This window comes from Streptomyces sp. NPDC025784, from assembly GCF_055558435.1.
Genome location: NZ_JBVHMN010000003.1, coordinates 461,049 through 478,695, shown reverse-complemented (window position 1 = coordinate 478,695; position 17,647 = coordinate 461,049). Strand labels below are relative to the sequence as shown.

At 71.4% G+C, this 17,647-nt stretch carries 16 protein-coding genes; 5 read left to right on the top strand and 11 right to left on the bottom strand.

What is annotated here, in order from left to right:
- Positions 1 to 7 precede the first annotated feature (7 nt).
- The 7 genes from fbaA to ACZ4IF_RS11665 form a co-directional block, all read right to left on the bottom strand.
- Positions 8 to 1,030, bottom strand: a complete 1,023-nt coding sequence (fbaA, locus tag ACZ4IF_RS11695) for a class II fructose-bisphosphate aldolase (RefSeq protein WP_095935609.1) — start codon at positions 1,028 to 1,030, stop codon at positions 8 to 10.
- 231 nt (positions 1,031 to 1,261) lie between these two features.
- Positions 1,262 to 1,813 (bottom strand): orotate phosphoribosyltransferase, encoded by a 552-nt coding sequence (gene pyrE / locus ACZ4IF_RS11690; RefSeq protein WP_179332516.1) that lies wholly within the window; start codon positions 1,811 to 1,813, stop codon positions 1,262 to 1,264.
- A 31-nt stretch (positions 1,814 to 1,844) separates the two neighbouring features.
- Positions 1,845 to 2,636, bottom strand: coding sequence for an aldose epimerase family protein (locus ACZ4IF_RS11685; protein WP_467561743.1), 792 nt, complete (start codon positions 2,634 to 2,636; stop codon positions 1,845 to 1,847).
- Positions 2,637 to 2,671: 35 nt separating this feature from the next.
- Positions 2,672 to 3,691, bottom strand: coding sequence for an SRPBCC family protein (locus ACZ4IF_RS11680; protein ID WP_467561741.1), 1,020 nt, complete (start codon positions 3,689 to 3,691; stop codon positions 2,672 to 2,674).
- Positions 3,692 to 3,758: 67 nt separating this feature from the next.
- Positions 3,759 to 5,408, bottom strand: a complete 1,650-nt coding sequence (locus tag ACZ4IF_RS11675) for a polyamine aminopropyltransferase (RefSeq protein WP_467561739.1) — start codon at positions 5,406 to 5,408, stop codon at positions 3,759 to 3,761.
- Between the two features lie 26 nt (positions 5,409 to 5,434).
- Positions 5,435 to 6,034, bottom strand: a complete 600-nt coding sequence (locus ACZ4IF_RS11670) for a DUF2617 family protein (protein WP_467561737.1) — start codon at positions 6,032 to 6,034, stop codon at positions 5,435 to 5,437.
- 533 nt (positions 6,035 to 6,567) lie between these two features.
- Positions 6,568 to 6,885 carry a hypothetical protein gene (locus tag ACZ4IF_RS11665; RefSeq protein WP_359489304.1) on the bottom strand — a complete coding sequence of 106 codons (318 nt, stop codon included), beginning with the start codon at positions 6,883 to 6,885 and terminating at the stop codon, positions 6,568 to 6,570.
- Between the two features lie 186 nt (positions 6,886 to 7,071).
- Here ACZ4IF_RS11665 and ACZ4IF_RS11660 point away from each other — a divergent pair, with 186 nt between their 5' ends.
- Entirely contained in the window at positions 7,072 to 8,259 is a 1,188-nt protein-coding gene (locus tag ACZ4IF_RS11660; protein WP_467561734.1) for a pyridoxal phosphate-dependent aminotransferase, read from the top strand.
- A 183-nt stretch (positions 8,260 to 8,442) separates the two neighbouring features.
- On the top strand, positions 8,443 to 9,642 hold the full coding sequence (locus ACZ4IF_RS11655) for a hypothetical protein (RefSeq protein ID WP_467561732.1): 1,200 nt from the start codon (positions 8,443 to 8,445) through the stop codon (positions 9,640 to 9,642).
- A 94-nt stretch (positions 9,643 to 9,736) separates the two neighbouring features.
- Here ACZ4IF_RS11655 and ACZ4IF_RS11650 read toward each other — a convergent pair whose 3' ends face one another.
- Both ACZ4IF_RS11650 and clpB read right to left on the bottom strand, forming a co-directional pair.
- Positions 9,737 to 10,267, bottom strand: coding sequence for a YbjN domain-containing protein (locus ACZ4IF_RS11650; protein WP_467561730.1), 531 nt, complete (start codon positions 10,265 to 10,267; stop codon positions 9,737 to 9,739).
- A gap of 233 nt (positions 10,268 to 10,500) precedes the next feature.
- Entirely contained in the window at positions 10,501 to 13,098 is a 2,598-nt protein-coding gene (gene clpB / locus ACZ4IF_RS11645; RefSeq protein WP_467561728.1) for an ATP-dependent chaperone ClpB, read from the bottom strand.
- Between the two features lie 131 nt (positions 13,099 to 13,229).
- Between clpB and ACZ4IF_RS11640 the strand changes: the two genes are divergently transcribed.
- The gene (locus ACZ4IF_RS11640) at positions 13,230 to 13,643 is read left to right on the top strand and encodes a pyridoxamine 5'-phosphate oxidase family protein (RefSeq protein WP_467561726.1); all 414 of its coding nucleotides are present in this window, start codon (positions 13,230 to 13,232) and stop codon (positions 13,641 to 13,643) included.
- A 133-nt stretch (positions 13,644 to 13,776) separates the two neighbouring features.
- On the opposite strand, the gene ACZ4IF_RS11635 is transcribed toward ACZ4IF_RS11640, so the two are convergent.
- Positions 13,777 to 14,112 (bottom strand): hypothetical protein, encoded by a 336-nt coding sequence (locus ACZ4IF_RS11635; protein ID WP_345639845.1) that lies wholly within the window; start codon positions 14,110 to 14,112, stop codon positions 13,777 to 13,779.
- A gap of 336 nt (positions 14,113 to 14,448) precedes the next feature.
- On the opposite strand from ACZ4IF_RS11635, the gene ACZ4IF_RS11630 reads away from it, so the two are divergent.
- Entirely contained in the window at positions 14,449 to 15,432 is a 984-nt protein-coding gene (locus tag ACZ4IF_RS11630; RefSeq protein ID WP_467561724.1) for a helix-turn-helix transcriptional regulator, read from the top strand.
- A gap of 23 nt (positions 15,433 to 15,455) precedes the next feature.
- Complete coding sequence (locus tag ACZ4IF_RS11625; protein ID WP_467561722.1) at positions 15,456 to 16,439, top strand: helix-turn-helix transcriptional regulator; 984 nt, start codon at positions 15,456 to 15,458, stop codon at positions 16,437 to 16,439.
- On the opposite strand, the gene ACZ4IF_RS11620 is transcribed toward ACZ4IF_RS11625, so the two are convergent.
- Positions 16,393 to 17,436: a helix-turn-helix transcriptional regulator gene (locus ACZ4IF_RS11620; protein WP_467561720.1), complete on the bottom strand. Its 1,044-nt coding sequence runs from the start codon at positions 17,434 to 17,436 to the stop codon at positions 16,393 to 16,395. The genes ACZ4IF_RS11625 and ACZ4IF_RS11620 overlap by 47 nt on opposite strands.
- Positions 17,437 to 17,647: the final 211 nt, after the last annotated feature.

Genomic DNA, 17,647 nt, shown 5'->3' with positions numbered 1-17,647 from the left:
CGCGCCGCTACTTCAGCTTGGTGCCCGCGGAACGCAGCGCCACGCAGGCCTCGCCGACGCGCTTGGCCATGCCGGCCTCGGCGAGCTTGCCCCAGGTGCGCGGGTCGTAGGTCTTCTTGGAGCCGACCTCGCCGTCGACCTTCAGGACGCCGTCGTAGTTCTTGAACATGTGGTCCGCGACGGGACGCGTGAAGGCGTACTGGGTGTCGGTGTCGAGGTTCATCTTCACGACGCCGTTCTCCAGCGCGGTGGCGATCTCCTCGGCGGTGGAGCCGGAGCCGCCGTGGAAGACGAAGTCGAACGGGTCGGCCTTGCCGTGCTTGGCGGCGACGCCCTCCTGGAGGTCCTTGAGGAGCTCGGGACGCAGCACGACGTTGCCGGGCTTGTACACGCCGTGCACGTTGCCGAAGGACGCGGCGAGCAGGTAGCGGCCCTTCTCGCCCAGGCCGAGGGCCTCGGCGGTGCGCAGGGCGTCCTCGACGGTGGTGTACAGCTCGTCGTTGATCTCGTGGCTGACGCCGTCTTCCTCGCCGCCGGTCGGGGTGATCTCGACCTCGAGGATGATCTTCGCGGCGGCGGCCTTCGCGAGCAGTTCCTGGGCGATGGCCAGGTTGTCGGCGAGGGTCTCGGCGGAGCCGTCCCACATGTGCGACTGGAACAGCGGGTTCGCGCCCTTGGCGACACGCTCCGCGGAGATGTCGAGCAGCGGACGGACGTAGCCGTCCAGCTTGTCCTTGGGGCAGTGGTCCGTGTGCAGCGCGACGGTGATGTCGTACTTGGCGGCCACGATGTGCGCGTACTCGGCGAGGGCGACCGCGCCGGTCACCATGTCCTTGTTGTACTGGCCGCCCAGGAACTCCGCACCACCGGTGGAGATCTGGATGATGCCGTCGCTCTCGGCCTCCGCGAAGCCGCGCAGCGCAGCGTGCAGGGTCTGGGACGAGGTCACATTGATGGCCGGGTAGGCGAACTTGCCTGCCTTCGCCCGGTCGAGCATCTCGTTGTAGACCTCGGGGGTTGCGATGGGCATCTGTCCGCTCCTTGTATGTGCGGGTCTGCGTACGGCTGATGCGGTACGTAGGGACTGGTGCTTACGGCCCTGACCTAGGGGGGCGACGTCATCGTCGTCCCCATCTTTCCAGACTTGGCCGGATGCTTGAGACACCCTGTCCGGGATACGGGACCGAGCCGCGGGACCCCGCCGCCGGCGGGGTCCGTCCGGCCGTCGCGCGGGACCGCGAGCGTATGCCGGTGCCGGGCCTCAGTCGAGGCCCAGCTCGTCCTTCGAGTAGGCGAAGAGGTACGGCACCCCGGCGCCGGCCTCGATCTTCTCGGCCGCGCCGGTCGCCCGGTCGACGATCGTGGCGACGCCGACGACCTCCGCGCCGGCCTCACGGACCGCCTCGACCGCGGTCAGCGGGGAGCCACCGGTGGTCGACGTGTCCTCGACGACGAGCACGCGCCGCCCCTTGATCTCGGGGCCCTCGACCCGGCGCTGCAGCCCGTGCGCCTTGGCGGCCTTGCGCACGACGAAGGCGTCGAGCCGGCGCCCGCGCGCGGCGGCGGCGTGCAGCATGGCCGCGGCCACCGGGTCGGCCCCCATGGTCAGCCCGCCCACGGCGTCGAAGTCGAGGTCGGCGGTGAGGTCGAGCAGCACCTGCCCGACCAGCGGGGCGGCCTCGCCGTCCAGCGTGATCCGGCGCAGATCCACGTAGTAGTCGGCCTCAAGACCCGAGGAGAGGGTCACCTTGCCGTGCACCACGGCCTTGTCCTTGATCTGCTGCAGCAGCTCGCCGCGTGTGCCGGGCGGCATTGCTGCGTTGACGTCACTCATGTCCGCCAGCTTAGAGGCGCCGCCAGCTCCAGGTGGTGGTCGCCTCCAGGGGCTCGATGGGGGTGACCAGACGGGGGAGGGTGTTCAGGCCGTTGGGCGGCCCGGTCTGCGGCTCCACGCAGACGGCGGCCTCCTGCTCGTCGTAGACGACGACCCACTCCTCGCGGCTGGCGACCTTCAGCTCGAGCTGCCCCGGCCAGGTGAGCGTCACGTCTACGCCGTCCGGCATGCCGAAGCAATCGTCCCAGGGGCCGGGCTCCGGCTCGGTCCGCCGGCCGGTGGGCAGGTGATCGTCGCCGCGTTCCTCCTGCCAGGCGGGGGCGAAGTCGACGCGGACGTCGTCGCCGCCGTCGAGGCTGCGGTTGAACCAGGGATGCCAGCCGACCTGGGCGGGGAACGAGGAGCCGTAGGTCTCCACGGACATCGTGAGCGTGAGGGAGTCCTCGGCCAGCGTGACGGCGTGCGTGACGCGCGCGGGGTGCGGCCAGGGCTCCACGAGGTCGTAGGTGATCACGGCCTCGTCCTTGCCGGCGCGGGCGGTGCGCCAGGCGCCGTCGCGGGCCGTGCCGTGGATGGCGTGCGGCGGGGAGTTCAGCGGCATCTGCCGTACGGTGGCGCCGTCGAGGAAGCGGCCGTCGCGGATGCGTCCGCACCACGGGACCATCGGGAAGCACCCGAACTTCGCGCCCTGCCTCAGCAGTTCGACGCCGCCGATCCGCAGACTTCCGATCCGTCCGCCGTTGGCCGGCGCCACGGTCACCTCCGCGTCGCCCGCGGTCAGCGTGATGTCTTCGTTACTCACGGAGTTGACCCTACTGGGGTGCGGGCCCCTCGTGGTCAGCGGCGCTTGCGCAGGGCCCGGGTCAGGGCGATGGCCGAGGCCAGGGCGAGGGCAGCCGCCGGGGCGGCCCAGCGGAGCGTGACCCGGGCGGCGGTGGCCTCCGGGGGCGGGACCGGCGCGTACCGGCCGCGCGGGGGAGCGTGGTCCACCTCCTCGGCGCTGCGGCCGATCATCGTCCGGCGGGCGTGCGCCGCCTCGGCCATGGCGTCCTCTCCGTCCAGCACGTCCTCGCCGTCCTCCTCCGTGTCGAACTCCTCCCCCGCGAACTCCCCTTCCATGAGGTCGTCGTCGGCCAGCGGGTCGAGGGACGGGGGCGGCACCTCCGTCTCGAAGACCGAACCGGGGGCGGGCGAGGAATCGGGAGTGGAGTCGGGCGCGGAGTCGGCGGTGGAGTCGGAGGCGGCGGCGTCGGGCGCGTGTCCGGATTCGGGCTCGGGCGTGGGCCCGGGCACGGCATCGGGCGCGGTTCCGGAATCGGGCTCGGACCGGCCGGCGGGCCCGTTCCCGGCGGGGGGCGGTGCGTCCGTGACCGCCTCCGGACCGGCGGCGGACCCGGTGGACCGCTCCGGCTCCGGTTCCGCGGCTGCCGCCGGGGCGAGGCCCGCGGCCAGGCCTTCCGCGAAGCGGCTCAGCAGCCGGGCGCCGGCCGAGGACACCGCGTCCGCGGGCAGCTCCGCCACGCGGCCGTCGCCGGTGGCCGTGCCGCCGAAGGCGAACGTCGTACCGCCGTCGGCGGGAAGGAGGCGTGCGGTGAGGGCGAGTTTCACGGAGCCGCCGCCGCGGACCTCGCTCGCGTCGCCCTCGACGGCGTAGGAGCCGTCGTCCTGCGGGGTGACGGCGAGCCTGCCGCGATAGGTGATGGTGTGGCCGCCGACGCGGACCTTCAGACGGCCACAGACGGGCCGCGTCCCCGCGTCCTGCTGGAGACCGGGCACCGCGCGGGCCACCCGGGCGGGGTCGGCCAGCGCCTCCCTCAGCCGCTCGGGCGGAACCGGAACGAACACCTCATGCTCCATGTCTGCCGAGCCTACCCAGCACGGCGCGGAACGCACCCGGGTATCACCGGATTCCCCCACGTGCTCCTCAGTCGGCGTACCGCGGATGCACCAGCTCCGACGGCGGCAGATCGCGGCCGACCCGGGTGCGGCGGACCGAGCGGGCGTCGGCCGCCAGGCCCGCCTGGGTGAGGGTGCGCGGCCGCGGGCCGTCCGACGGCAGCCGCAGGGGCACGGCCGTCCGGCCGGCCAGGACGAAGCCCCAGTCGCCCGGTGCGCCGGGCTCGCCGCCCCGCGCGCGGTCGGGGCCCGCCGCGAAGCCGGAGTTGCGGCCGCTCACGCGGTAGGGGGTGGTGCGCAGGCCGGCCGCCCGTATCGTCGCGTCCACGGTCCAGAAGGCGTGGGGGCGGGCGGAGACGGGTCCCGCGTGCACGACGAGGCGGCCGTCGGGGGCCAGCACGCGGCGGGCGAGTCCGTAGAACTCCTGGGAGTACAGCTTGGTGCTCGCGGTGATGCCCGGGTCGGGGAGGTCCGAGATCACCACGTCGTACGTGGAGGGGGCCGAGCGCAGCCAGCGGAAGGCGTCGGCGGTGACGACGTGCACGCGCGGGTCGTCGTAGGCGTGCCGGTTGAGGGCGGACAGGGCGGGGTCCGAGCGCGCCAACCGCACCACCTGGGAGTCGAGTTCGACGACGTCGACGCTGCGCACCCCGGGCCGGAGCAGCACTTCGCGCGCGGCGAGGCCGTCGCCGCCGCCGAGGATGAGCACGCGCGCGTGCGGCCCGTTCATCGCGGGATGCACGAGTGCTTCGTGGTAGCGCTGCTCGTCGCGGCCGCTGAACCGCAGGCGGCCGTCGAGGAAGAGGTGGAGGGGGCGGCCGTGGGTGCCGCCGGTGAGGACGACCTCCTGGACACCGGTGCGGAGCGCGACGCGCACGTCCGCCCCGTACACCGCGTGCCGCGCGGCCCGTTCGAAGTCGTCGACCAGCGCGGCGGCCGAGGCGAGGAGTCCGAGGACGGCGACGTTGACGACGAGCAGGGTCCAGCGGGCGCGGCGGGTCAGGTCCCGGCGGAACAGGCCGAGGACGAGGGCGCCGCCCGCGACGGCGTTCACCATGCCGGTGAGCAGGGCGCCGGTGAGCTGGCCGAACATCGGGAGCAGCAGGAAGGGGAAGGCGAGGCCGCCGACGAGGGCGCCCACGTAGTCCGCCGCGAACAGGTCCGCCACCGCTCCGCCCGGGTCCTGGCGGCGGATGCGCTGTATCAGCTCCATGAGAAGGGGGACTTCGGCGCCGATGAGCAGGCCGATGGCCAGGGAGAAGGCCACCAGCAGATAGCGGCATCCGTCGCCCCAGAGGCCGCCCCAGCCGCCGGTCCACGCGAACACCGCGTACAGGGCCATCGCGCTCGACCCGCCGACCAGCGCGAGGGCCGCCTCGACGGCGCCGAAGCCCGCCGCGGCGCGCGGGCGCAGGCGTTTCGCGGCGAGCGAGCCGATCCCCATCGCGAAGACCATGACGGACAGCACGACGGAGGCCTGGGTGACCGAGTCGCCGATCAAGTACGAGGCGAGGGCGACGAGTTCGAGTTCGTACACGAGTCCGCACGCCGCACAGACGAAGACACCGGCGAGGACGAGGAACCTCCCGATGCCCGGGCGGACCGGCAGCCGCGCCTGGCCCTGGGCGCCCCAGGACGGCGGCGCGCCGGGGGGAGCTGGCGCGTGCGGATCGATCACGCTGGGAACGCTACGTCACGCCACCACTACGCCTCGTCACCCACACGTGTGGAACCGCGGCGCTTTGTGGCACCCTGTCCGCCCGGCGCCGCTCCCGTCCGGCGCGGTCCCAACGCCGTCGCCACCCGGACCCCGACCCTGGTGCGGGTCGCCACCAACTGGCCGTCCTCCGGGTACGCGTGCCACGTGCGCCAGTGGATCTGCCCCTCGTGGCGCTGGGCGAGCATGGCGGTGAAGGCGTGCGGGCTGCCGGGGAAGACGCCCGCGAGGCCGTGGGGGTGGTCGGAGACGAGGGCCAGCAACTCCTGGGCACGGCCGGCGAAGGAGCCGGGCGACAGCACCTCGACGCGGGCCGCGAACTCGTACTCCCAGTCGTTGACCCGCTTCGCCACGCCGAGCGGGAGGGGCGTGCTGCTGCCCGGGATGCAGGCGACGGTCTCGGAACAGCGGCCCCGCTCCTCCTCCAGGAGCACCTGGTGGGACGCGCCGAGGAGTCTCAACTGAAGCTCCACCCCTTCCAGTTCGAGGTCGAGCGTGGCCAGGGCCGGCAGCGGTTCACGACCGAGGGCCCAGGCGAGGTCGGCCGCACGCGTGTCGGTGTAGGAGGTGTTCAGGGTCGTGAGCATGGGTCGGCTCCGCTAGCACGCAAAGAGAGGTGGGGTTCCGGCGCACCCGGTCGGCACCGGGGGAACGGCCCGGCCGGCCCGGTCAGGAGGACGCCCGAAGGACGGACCTGAAGGGGAGAAGGACCGGTCCCACGGGCCTCCCGGGACTGTAGGCCCAGGGCTGCGTTGGTGATTTAGAGGGAATCATGAACTGTGGCGCCACCACAGCGTTTTTACCCAACTTCGTAGGGTTTCCATCCCCCCGAGGGCTCCACAGCTCAACTGTTCAACCACGGCGCGCGCCCGGCGCGCGCCCGCGTCTGCCGGAAGCCGCCCCCCGGTGTGCGACCGGACCCTCCGGATCCGCCCCTCTCGACGTGCCGTCGCATATGCCGTGCGCGCGTACCCCCGGCGTGCCACGGCGTACCGCCCGTGGCCTCCCGCACGACGGCGCGTCTCCCCCGACGCGGACGTGCCCGTCGGCGCTGCCGGCCGACGGGCACGTTCGCGTGCTGCGGATGCGCTTCCCCCGAAGGGAGCTCAGCTGCCCCGTGTCAGCTGCCTCCACCGCATCCGCCCCCGCCGCCGCACGAGGACCCGCCTCCGCAGGACGAGCCTCCGCCGCACGACGAGTGGCCACCGCACGAGTGACCCCCGTGGTGTCCGCCGGACGAACCGCTGCCGCAGGACGAGGCACCGCCCGCCCCGCCGGCCCACCAGCTGCTGCTGCCGCTGCCCGAGGAGCCGCGGCGTGAACGGCGGCCCCTCTTCGAGAGGTTGACCTGCCCCACCTTGTTCTGGCTGCGGTCGGTGGCCATGAAGGCCACGACGACCACGATGCAGACGACCGCCAGGATGATGCCGATGACCATGGCGTCACCCTCCTTTCGTTCCCCCGAAGAGGCCCCCCGTGGGCCGTGCTTCCCGGATCTGTTGTCTTGTTCGCTTCTCTTGTCGCTTCGTGTCGTTCCCGGTGCCGCTGTCGTGCGTGAGAGGGGGATGCCCGTGCGCCCGGCGGGCCAAAGCAGAGTTGAGGAACTCCAGAGCTTGGGCGCAGGATGACCGGCATGACCTCCAGCGAACGCCCCTTCCTCAACCGCCGGCTCGCCGAGTTCGGAACGACGATCTTCGCCGAGATGTCGGCGCTCGCGGTGAGTACCGGTTCGATCAATCTCGGTCAGGGCTTCCCCGACACGGACGGTCCGCAGGAGATCCGGGAGGCGGCCGTGCGGGCGCTGCGGGACGGGCGGGGCAACCAGTACCCGCCGGGGCCCGGCGTGCCCGAGCTGCGCGCGGCGGTGTCCGCGCACCAGGAGCGCCGCTACGCGCTGTCGTACGACCCCGACACGGAGGTCCTGGTGACGGCCGGGGCCACGGAGGCGATCGCCGCCGCGCTGCTCGCGCTGCTGGAGCCGGGCGACGAGGTGATCGCGTTCGAGCCGTACTACGACTCGTACGCCGCGTGCATCGCGATGGCGGGCGGGACCCGGGTGCCGGTGACGCTGCGCCCGCACGAGGGCAGCTTCCGTCTCGACCTCGACGAGCTGCGGGACGCCGTCACCGACCGGACGCGCCTGCTGCTGGTCAACACGCCGCACAACCCCACCGGCACGGTGCTCACCCGCGAGGAGCTCGCCGAGATCGCGAAGCTCGCCGTGGAGCGGGACCTGCTGGTGGTGACGGACGAGGTGTACGAGCACCTCGTCTTCGACGGCGCCGAGCACGTACCGCTGGCGTCCTTCCCGGGCATGCGCGAGCGGACGGTCACGATCGGTTCGAGCGGGAAGACGTTCTCGTTCACCGGCTGGAAGGTGGGCTGGGTGACGGCGTCGCCCGCCCTGGTCGGCGCGGTGCGGTCGGCGAAGCAGTTCCTGACCTATGTGGCGTCGGGGCCGTTCCAGTACGCGGTGGCCGAGGCGCTGGCGCTGCCGGACGCGTACTTCGAGGCGTTCCGCGCGGACATGCTGGCCAAGCGGGACGTGCTGGCGGCGGGGCTCGCGGAGGCGGGCTTCGAGGTCTTCCGCCCGCAGGGCACGTACTTCATCACGACCGACATCCGGCCGCTCGGTGAGTCGGACGGCTTCGCGTTCTGCCGCGCCCTGCCGGAGCGCGCCGGTGTCGTCGCGATCCCGAACGCGGTCTTCTACGACCACCGGGAGGCGGGAGCGCCCTTCGTGCGGTTCGCGTTCTGCAAGCAGACGCAGGTGCTGGAGGAGGCGGCGAAGCGGCTCAAGGCCGCGTGGTGAGTCCGGTGCCGCCCGCCGGGCCCGCCCCGCGCGAGGCGACGGAAAGGGGCGCCGCGGCGAGTCCGGGACCGCTCTAGCACCGTGGGCGCCGTCCGCGCGGGCGGCGCGCCGGGGCCCCACGAACGCTACCCGCACAGCCGAGCAAAGCTCGCAAATGACCCGTAAGTTACGCACAGTTCCGGTGTGACCCACCCGAGTACCCTCGCTCGCCCGGCTCTGACGGAGCCCGGGGACCGTGCCCGACCGTCCCGCCTCGCGCCCAGCCTGCCGGCCGCCGCGATGACCGCGCTGGGGCTGTTCGCCGCCGCGCGCCTCACCGGCATCCTCGCGCTCGTCGCGACAGCCTGGGCCACCGGCAGGCACCCGATCGTCCTGCTCGCACGGTCCTGGGACTCGATCTGGTACCTGGGGATCGCGGCGCACGGGTACGGCCGCACGCTCTACTTCCGCCCCAGCGTCGTCCACAGCGACCTGGCGTTCTTCCCGTTGTACCCCGCGCTGGTGCGCGGCGTCACCGCCGTGACCCCGCTCAACGCGGCCACGGCGGGCCTGCTGGTGTCCTGGCTCGCCGCCGGTGCCGCCGCATGCGGGATGTACGCCATCGGGGCCAGGCTGTACGGCCGCGCGGTCGGCACCGCCGTCGTCCTGCTCTGGGGGCTGCTCCCGCACTCGGTGGTGCTGTCGATGGCGTACACGGAGCCCGTGCTGACGGCCTTCGCCGCCTGGTCGCTGTACGCGGTACTGGGCGGGCACTGGGTGTGGGCGGGCGTGCTGGCGGCGCTCGCGGGGCTGTCCCGGCCGAACGGCTTCGCGGTGGCCGCGGCCGTCCTCGCGGCGGCGGCGTACGAGGTCTGGCGGCTGCGCGCGCGGAAAGTTCCCCACAGGCTGTGGACAGGCGCCGCGCTCGCACCGCTGGGCTGGGTGGGTTACGTGCTGTGGGTGGGACGCCGCCGGGGCGATCCGCTCCGCGGCTACTTCGAGGTGCAGCGGCTGTGGGGCTCGCGCTTCGACTTCGGCGAGGGATCGCTCCGCTTCGTCAAGCACCTGCTGCTGGACGGCGACCGCTTCGTGTTCCCCGTGACGCTGGGCATCGTGGCCGCGGCCACGATGCTCTACGCGCTGCTGATCGCCGACCGCGCACCGCTGCCGCTGATCGTGTACAGCGGCGTCCTGCTGCTGATCGCCCTCGGCGGCTCCGGTTTCTTCGAGTCGAAACCGCGCTTCCTGCTCCCGGCCTTCCCGCTGCTGCTGCCGCTGGCGCGGGCGCTGGTGCGCACGGCGAGAGCCCGGCCCTGGCACGCGACCGTGGTGGTCGGCGCCCTGGCCGGGCTCTCTTTCGCGTACGGCGCGTATCTGGTGGTGCTCGCGCACACGCCGTTGTAGGGCCGCCGGCAGGCGTGCCCCGTCGGGGCCGGACGCGGGGAGCGTGCCCCGGGCCCGGACCGGAGGGGCCGGACGCAGCGGACGGGCCGGAGGACTACTCCTCGCCGTCCTCGGGCTTCTCCGCCTCGTTGATCTCCTGCTCCAGGCCGAGCTGCTCGACGAGCCACTTGTCGAACTCGATGGCGGCCCGCACCCAGCTGACCGTGGAGGACACGAAGTGCTCCAGGCTGACGCCGGTGCCGATCAGCATCTGCGCCTCGCCGATCAGGCGGACGGTGCCGTCGTCGTGGGTGTGGCTGTAGACCTTGGGCCACAGCGTGCGGCGGTTCCAGTCGTCGATGGACTCCAGCAGCGCGGGCTTCTCGTCGATCTGGTGCGGCCGGTCGTAGAACGTCCGCACCGAGAAGACCTGCTGGTCACCCTCGCCGCGGAACATGAAGTACGTACGGAACTGCTCCCACGGCGCCGCGAGGTCACCCTCTTCGTCGACGACATACTTCAGCTCCATCTGGTCCAGGAGCTGCTTCACGAGGTCCTGATCCGGGACCACGGGGCCCGCCGGCCCTTGGGGCTGCGGCTCGGGCTGGCCCCCGAAGTTCGGAATCGAGGACGGGTCGATGCTCACCGTGTATTTCCCTTCGTACGGATGCTGTCATCCTCTCCCATCCGGGGCGGGGAGTGGCAACCCCTGGCCGGTCCTTCCGCCGGTGGCTGACAAGATCCGGACACGGCCCCGCCCCGGGTCGACATGTTCCGGTCAGGAACATGGGGAGCGGGGCGCGGCGGGCATCGCGTACGAGGACGGGGACGCCGCCCTCGTACGCCCGGAGGATCCCTCGTCCTGGGCCTCCGGAAGGGTCACAGAGTCTTCCCGGTCGCCGGTCCCACGATCAGACCGTCGCCGAACTGGTCCACACGGACCGTGTCGCCGTCCTTGACCTCGCCCGCGAGGATCTCCCGGGCGAGCCGGTCCCCGATGGCGGTCTGGACGAGGCGGCGCAGCGGGCGCGCGCCGTACGCCGGGTCGTTGCCCTCGTCGGCCAGCCAGGCCAGGGCCGCCTCGGTGACCTCCAGGCCGAGCCGGCGGTCGGCCAGCCGCTTGGCGAGCCGGTCGATCTGGAGTCCGGCGATGCGCGTGAGCTCCTCCTTGTCGAGGGCGGAGAACACCACCAGGTCGTCGAGCCGGTTCAGGAACTCCGGCTTGAAGGAGACCCGCACGGTCTCCAGCACCTGCTGCTTCTTCTCCTCCTCGGAGGTCGTCGGCTCGACCAGGAACTGGCTGCCCAGGTTCGAGGTGAGGATCAGGATGGTGTTGCGGAAGTCGACCGTGCGTCCCTGGCCGTCCGTCAGCCGTCCGTCGTCCAGCACCTGGAGGAGGACGTCGAAGACCTCCGGGTGCGCCTTCTCGACCTCGTCGAGCAGCACGACGCTGTACGGGCGCCTGCGCACGGCCTCGGTGAGCTGGCCGCCCTCCTCGTACCCCACGTAGCCGGGCGGGGCGCCGACGAGCCGGGCGACGCTGTGCTTCTCGCCGTACTCGCTCATGTCGATGCGGACCATGGCCCGCTCGTCGTCGAAGAGGAAGTCGGCCAGGGCCTTGGCCAGTTCGGTCTTGCCGACGCCCGTCGGGCCGAGGAAGAGGAAGGAACCGGTCGGGCGGTCCGGGTCGGCGATGCCCGCACGGGTGCGGCGCACGGCGTCCGACACGGCCCGCACGGCCTCCGTCTGGCCGATGAGCCGGCGGCCCAGCTCCTCCTCCATGCGCAGCAGCTTCTGCGTCTCGCCCTCCAGGAGCCGTCCGGCGGGGATACCGGTCCAGGAACCCACGACGTCGGCGATGTCGTCGGGGCCGACCTCCTCCTTGACCATGGTGTCCTTGGCGGCCTCCTCCTCGGCCTCGGACGCCTCCTCCAGGTCCCGCTCCAGGGCCGGGATCTCGCCGTAGAGCACCTTGGACGCGGTGTCGAAGTCGCCGTCGCGCTGGGCGCGCTCGGCCTGGCCGCGCAGGTCGTCCAGCCGCTCCTTCAGCTCACCGACGCGGTTGAGGGACTGCTTCTCCTTCTCCCAGCGTGCGGTCAGACCGCGCAGCTCCTCCTCCTTGTCGGCGAGGTCACGGCGCAGCTTCTCCAGGCGCTCCTTGCTGGCGGCGTCGGTCTCCTTGCCGATCGCCAGTTCCTCCATCCGGAGCCGGTCCACGGCGCGCTGGAGTTCGTCGATCTCGACGGGGGACGAGTCGATCTCCATGCGGAGCCGGGAGGCGGACTCGTCGACGAGGTCGATGGCCTTGTCGGGCAGGAAGCGGGAGGTGATGTACCGGTCGGAGAGGGTCGCGGCGGCGACCAGCGCGCTGTCGGCGATCTGGACCTTGTGATGGGCCTCGTAGCGGCCCTTCAGGCCGCGCAGGATCGCGATGGTGTCCTCGACGGTCGGCTCGGCGACCAGCACCTGCTGGAACCTGCGCTCCAGTGCGGGGTCCTTCTCGATCCGCTCGCGGTACTCGTCGAGGGTGGTCGCGCCGACCATGCGCAGCTCACCGCGCGCGAGCATCGGCTTGAGCATGTTGCCCGCGTCCATGGCGGAGTCGCCGCCGGCGCCCGCGCCGACGACGGTGTGCAGCTCGTCGATGAAGGTGATGATCTGCCCGTCGGAGTCCTTGATCTCGGCGAGGACCGTCTTCAGCCGCTCCTCGAACTCGCCGCGGTACTTCGCGCCCGCGACCATGGCGCCGAGGTCGAGCGCGACGAGCCGCTTGTCCTTGAGCGACTCGGGGACGTCGCCCTTGACGATCCGCTGGGCGAGTCCCTCGACGACGGCGGTCTTGCCGACGCCGGGCTCACCGATGAGGACCGGGTTGTTCTTGGTGCGGCGGGACAGCACCTGCACGACGCGGCGGATCTCCTGGTCCCGGCCGATGACCGGGTCGAGCTTTCCTTCGCGCGCCGCGGCGGTGAAGTCGGTACCGAACTTTTCGAGCGCCTTGTACTGGCCCTCGGGATCCGGAGTCGTCACCCGGCGCCCTCCCCTGGTCTTCTGGAACGCCTCAAGGAGCTTCTTGGCACTGGCGCCCTGCCGGGAGAGTACGTCGCCCGTCCGGCCGCCCTTCGCGGCGATGCCGATCAGCAGGTGCTCGGTGGAGAGGAACTCGTCCCCGAGCTCCTTCGCGCGCTCGGCGGCGTCGGCGATGACGGCGAGCAGCTCACGGTTGGGCTGCGGCGGAGCGACGGTGGACCCGGTCACGCTGGGCAGGCCCGCGAGGACGCGTTCGGTGCCGGAGCGGACGGAGGGCTGGTCCGCGTCGACGGCGGCCAGCAGATCGATGATGTTCTCGTTGTCCTGCCCCTCCAGCAGAGCGAGCAGCAGGTGGGCGGGGGTGAGATCCGGGTGCCCCTCGGACACGGCACGGCTGGTCGCCGCGTTGATCGCGTCCCGGCTCCTGTTGGTCAGCTCGGCGTCCACGTTCGCTTTCTCCTCCTGGTCTTGCCGACCGTCTACCTGACCCTTCCAGCGTACACAAAGTTGAGTCTATTCCGCTCAAGGATGGCGCGGGAAGCGGGGCGGGTCCCGCCGAGGAAGTAGATTCGGGTCCCATGGCTTCGTATCCGGTGGACCCGCGGCAGCCCGACGCCGCCTACCTCAGCTTCTGGCGCGAACGGCACCTGTGCACGCTCACCACGCTCCGGCCCGACGGCGGACCGCACGTGGTGCCCGTCGGAGTGACATACGACCCCGGCGCCGGTCTCGCTCGGGTGATCGCCAACAAATCCAGCGCCAAGGTGCGGCACGTGCTCGCAGCGGGGACGGACGGGGCGCGCGTCGCGGTCTGCCAGGTGGACGGCCGCCGCTGGGCCACGCTGGAGGGCCGGGCCACGGTGTCGGTGGAGCCGGCGCGCATCGCGGAGGCGGAGCGCCGGTACGCGGAGCGCTACGGGCGCACCCCGTCACCCAACCCGTCACGGGTGGTCATCGAGATCGCGCTCACCTCGGCGATGGGACGCGGCTGATTTCGGCCTCTGTCGTAACCGCCGATACCAGGAGATTTCCCGTGAAACTGCAGCGGCGTCACCGTGTTCAGGTCACGGTGACGCCGCTGCGGGGGGAAGTACCTGAGCGATCTACTACGACGGGGGAATCGCGTCAGGCACTGCGGGGGGTGGCTGCGATGGTCTGCACGTCCGGCTCGTCCGGTCCGGCCAGTCGGTGGTCGCGCTGGTCGAGGTTCACAAAGATCATTCCGTATCGGATGGCGCACCGCACCGGCTGCGGCGCCCCCCGAGGCCGTCGCAGACAGCGGTACGCCCGTACGTCCTCGTCCTCGTCCCGCGTGACCACCACGGGCTCTCCGAACACGGTCACCATCAGTGAGTCACCGCTGTGGGGGATGGCGGTGACCAGGTCGATGAAGTGCCAGCCGGAGCGGTAGGCCGTGGCCATTTCGCGGCGGAACGAGCGGTCGTCGGGAGGTGTGGTCATGTCAGGCCCAGACGCTGTCGTCTTTGCCGGCCGGAGCAATCGGCCAGACGCTGTCACCGGCAACCACGTGCGTCGCGACTGCCGCCGGCCAGACACTGTCGGCCCTGGCGTCGCCCCTCGCGTCGGAGAGACCGCTCAGCACCCCGAGGGCCATGACGGCGGAGAAGGCGGCGACAAGCGCCGAGCGAAGCATTTTGTTACGCATAGTCGGCTTCGTCCTCACTTGAAGGTCCCCTCTTCCCCCGTCGAATACGACGATGGCTCATTCGGGCACGTCATGGCCACACAATCGATGCATCATGTTCCTGCACGTTCAGGACCCTGGGGGGTGGAGATTTGGCAACAAATGGGACTAGAGGGATACATCCCCATGCGGTGACCCAGCTGTGCGAGGACGGAAGCCGTTTCTACGCGAATGCTCTGCGCACGGGACGCATCGCTCGCGCAGACGTGGAGTCCGCTCCCTGCCTGATGGAGTTCGCGCTGCTGCACCCCGATCCCGACGATGCCAACTGGTTGCGTCCCGTACCACCGTCCATCGCCCTGGCCCAGCGTCTCAACCCCATAGAGCACGAGATCACCGAAGCCCGGCGCTTGTCGATCGAACTGGCCGATGCTTTCGAGCCGTTCATGGCGCTCAGTGCCCAGGCCACGGCGACCACACACTCGATCACCGTGCTGGAGGGCAACGACCGGATCAACGCGGCGCTCGACCTGGCCACTGCCCAGTGCCAGGTCGAGATGCTCACGGTCCAGCCCAGCGGCCCCCGGCCCGAACGCAACCTCATCCAGGGGCTGGAACGTGACCGGCCCCTGATCGAACGTGGTGTGCGGATCCGGACGCTGTATCAGCACACGGCCCGCTACAGCCCGGAGAAGCTGGCATACGTCAGCCAGCTCTCCAACGGCAAGGTGGAGCATCGCACCATCGACGAACTGGTCGAGCGTCTCATCATCTGCGACGAGACCGTGGCCTTCATCCCCACACGCGACGACCAGAAGGTCGCCCTGGAGCTCCGCCACCCTGGCCTCGTCCGCTACCTGATCAAGGTCTTCGAGTTCATGTGGGGCCGCGCGGTTCCGTTGACCACCGGCGCCCCCTACGAAACCGCCTCCGACGGCATCACGGAGATCCAGCACTCCATCGCCAAACTCCTGGTGGAGGGCCACGTCGACGAGGCCATCGCGCGCCGCCTGGGCATGAACGTCCGCACCTGCCGTGCCCACATAGCCAAGCTGGCCACCGCCCTCGGCAGCGGCAGCCGCGCCCAACTCGGCTACCTCATAGCGCAGTCGGGGATCCTGGACCAGGATCATTGAGTACCGGGGAATCAGAGCCGCAGGTGACCGCCACGGCACACGAGCACGCATCCGAAGAACTGTGCCGGGCGGGCCTGGAGTTGTACGCCCGCGCCCTGCGGGAGGGCCATGTCGCCCTGCAGGAGACCGTCCTGGTTCCCTGCGTGATCGACCTCGGCCTGCTCCAACCGGAGATCGAGGACCGGACCTCCCTGCACCCTGTACCACCCGCTGTCGCGCTGCCCCGGCTCCTGCGCGCGACGACCGACGCCATCGCGCAACAGCGCCGGCGGGAAGCACGGCTGGCTGAGGCGTTCGAGCCGCTCATGCGGATCGACAGTCCGCAGACGACCGCGGGGGAATCGCCGACGATCAGCGTTCTCAGCGGTCTCGAGCAGATCAACCGATCCATCTCCCAGGCGATGGCCGACGCCCGGCAGGAACTCCTCGCCATTCAGCCCCACACCGGGAGGGACACCGCGGCCCAAGGCGTGTCCCTCGGCCGCGACCAGGCCCTGCTCGCCCGCGGGGGCCGCATACGCACGCTCTACCAGCACACCCTCCGCCACTCGCCGGCCGTGATCGCCCGATACGAGGTACTGAAAGGTGACGCGGAGGCCCGCACTCTGGACGAGGTCACCGAGCGGCTCCTCATCGTCGACCGCGCCGTGGCGTTCATACCGGCGAGCCAGGACCGCACACTGGCACTGGAGGTCCGCAACCCCGCCCTGATCAGGTTTTTCGTCACGGCCTTCGAGCGGCTCTGGCGCCTGGCCACCCCCATGTACCCCAAAGCCGCCCCGCAGCCCTCCGTGGACGGCGTCACGCCCCGCCAACGCGCCATCGCGAGCCTGCTCGTCGAAGGGCACACCGACTCCGTCGTCGCCGACCGCCTCGGCATGAACGTCCGCACCGCGCGCGTCCACATAGCCAAGCTCGCGGCCTTCCTCGGCAGCGAGAGCCGGGCCCAACTCGGCTACCTCATCGGGCAGTCGGGGATTCTGGAGCAGAAAGACCAGGGGCAGTGACCGTCTGGAGCTCCTCAGCACGCGGCGGGCCGTCCAGGCCCGCCTGGGCGATGCGGACGCCGAGTTGGGTGCGGCTGGCCGCGCCCAGGGTCTCCGAGAGCCGGGCGATGTGCGCCCGGCAGGTCCGCACGCTGATGCCCAGCCGCTCGGCGACCACCGCGTCCTGGTGGCCCTCCGCCAGCAGGGCCGCGATCGAGCGTTCCCGGTGGTTGATGCCCTCGATGCCCGTCGAGGGCAGCGGCGAGGCCAGCGGGATCGCCAGCCGCCACAACCGCTCGAACACGGTCACCAGGTAGTCCACCAGCGCCGGGTGACGCAGCTCGAGCGCGATCGTGCGGTCCGGATTCGCCGGGATGAAGGCGACCCTGCGGTCGAAGAGGATCAGCCGCTCGACGACCTCGTCGAGCGTGCGGGCCTCCGCCGAATCACCCATCAGCTCCATGTAGTTGAGCAGGCCCTGGCCGTGCCGGGCGACATGCGTGTACAGGTCGCGCATCCGCACGCCCCGGCGGCGCATCTCCATCGCCCGGTGCAGGCCCTCCGACAGTTCGTCCTCGCGCCGGATGCCGCCCGGCTGCACCGTGAGGACCTCGCTCGTGCACTCCTCGGTCGCCTTGTCCATGGCGGCCCGGATGCGCGGCAGTCCGTCGAGGACGCGGATCGCCACACCCTCGGCCGGGGCCCGGACACGTCCGCCGAGCCCGGCGTACCACTCGAAGGCGGACACCGCGTCGCCGACGCGCGCCTGGCTGGCGCTGACCTCCTCGTACACCCCGCGCAGCAGCCGGGTCATGACCTCCTGCGGCGACGTCGGCACCAGCCAGCCCATGTCGTCCGGGTCGGGGTGCAGCAACGCAAGTTCCAGGAGGCAGGGCACCGCCTCCGCGTCCTCACGGGGCACACGCCCGCGCCGCACAGCCCGGGAGTACACCCGGTCGCCGGCCTCGCACAATCGGTCAGCGCCGTGCGGATGCATGTCCGTCCCGTGCCCGGCCATCTCCCACCCCTGGCTCCAGCCCCTTCTGCGGCAGGCCGCCTTCGCGCCTTCCGCAGCGCAACTATGCGCGGAGCGTACCGGCATCGCAACACGGCTACTCGCTCAGCGTGCAGTCATTTATGCCTGTTTAATGAGATAGATCCCTACCCCCGCACCACGCCTTGCAACAAGCTGATGGTGGTGCGAGGTATCCGCAGAGCGCATGCTTTGT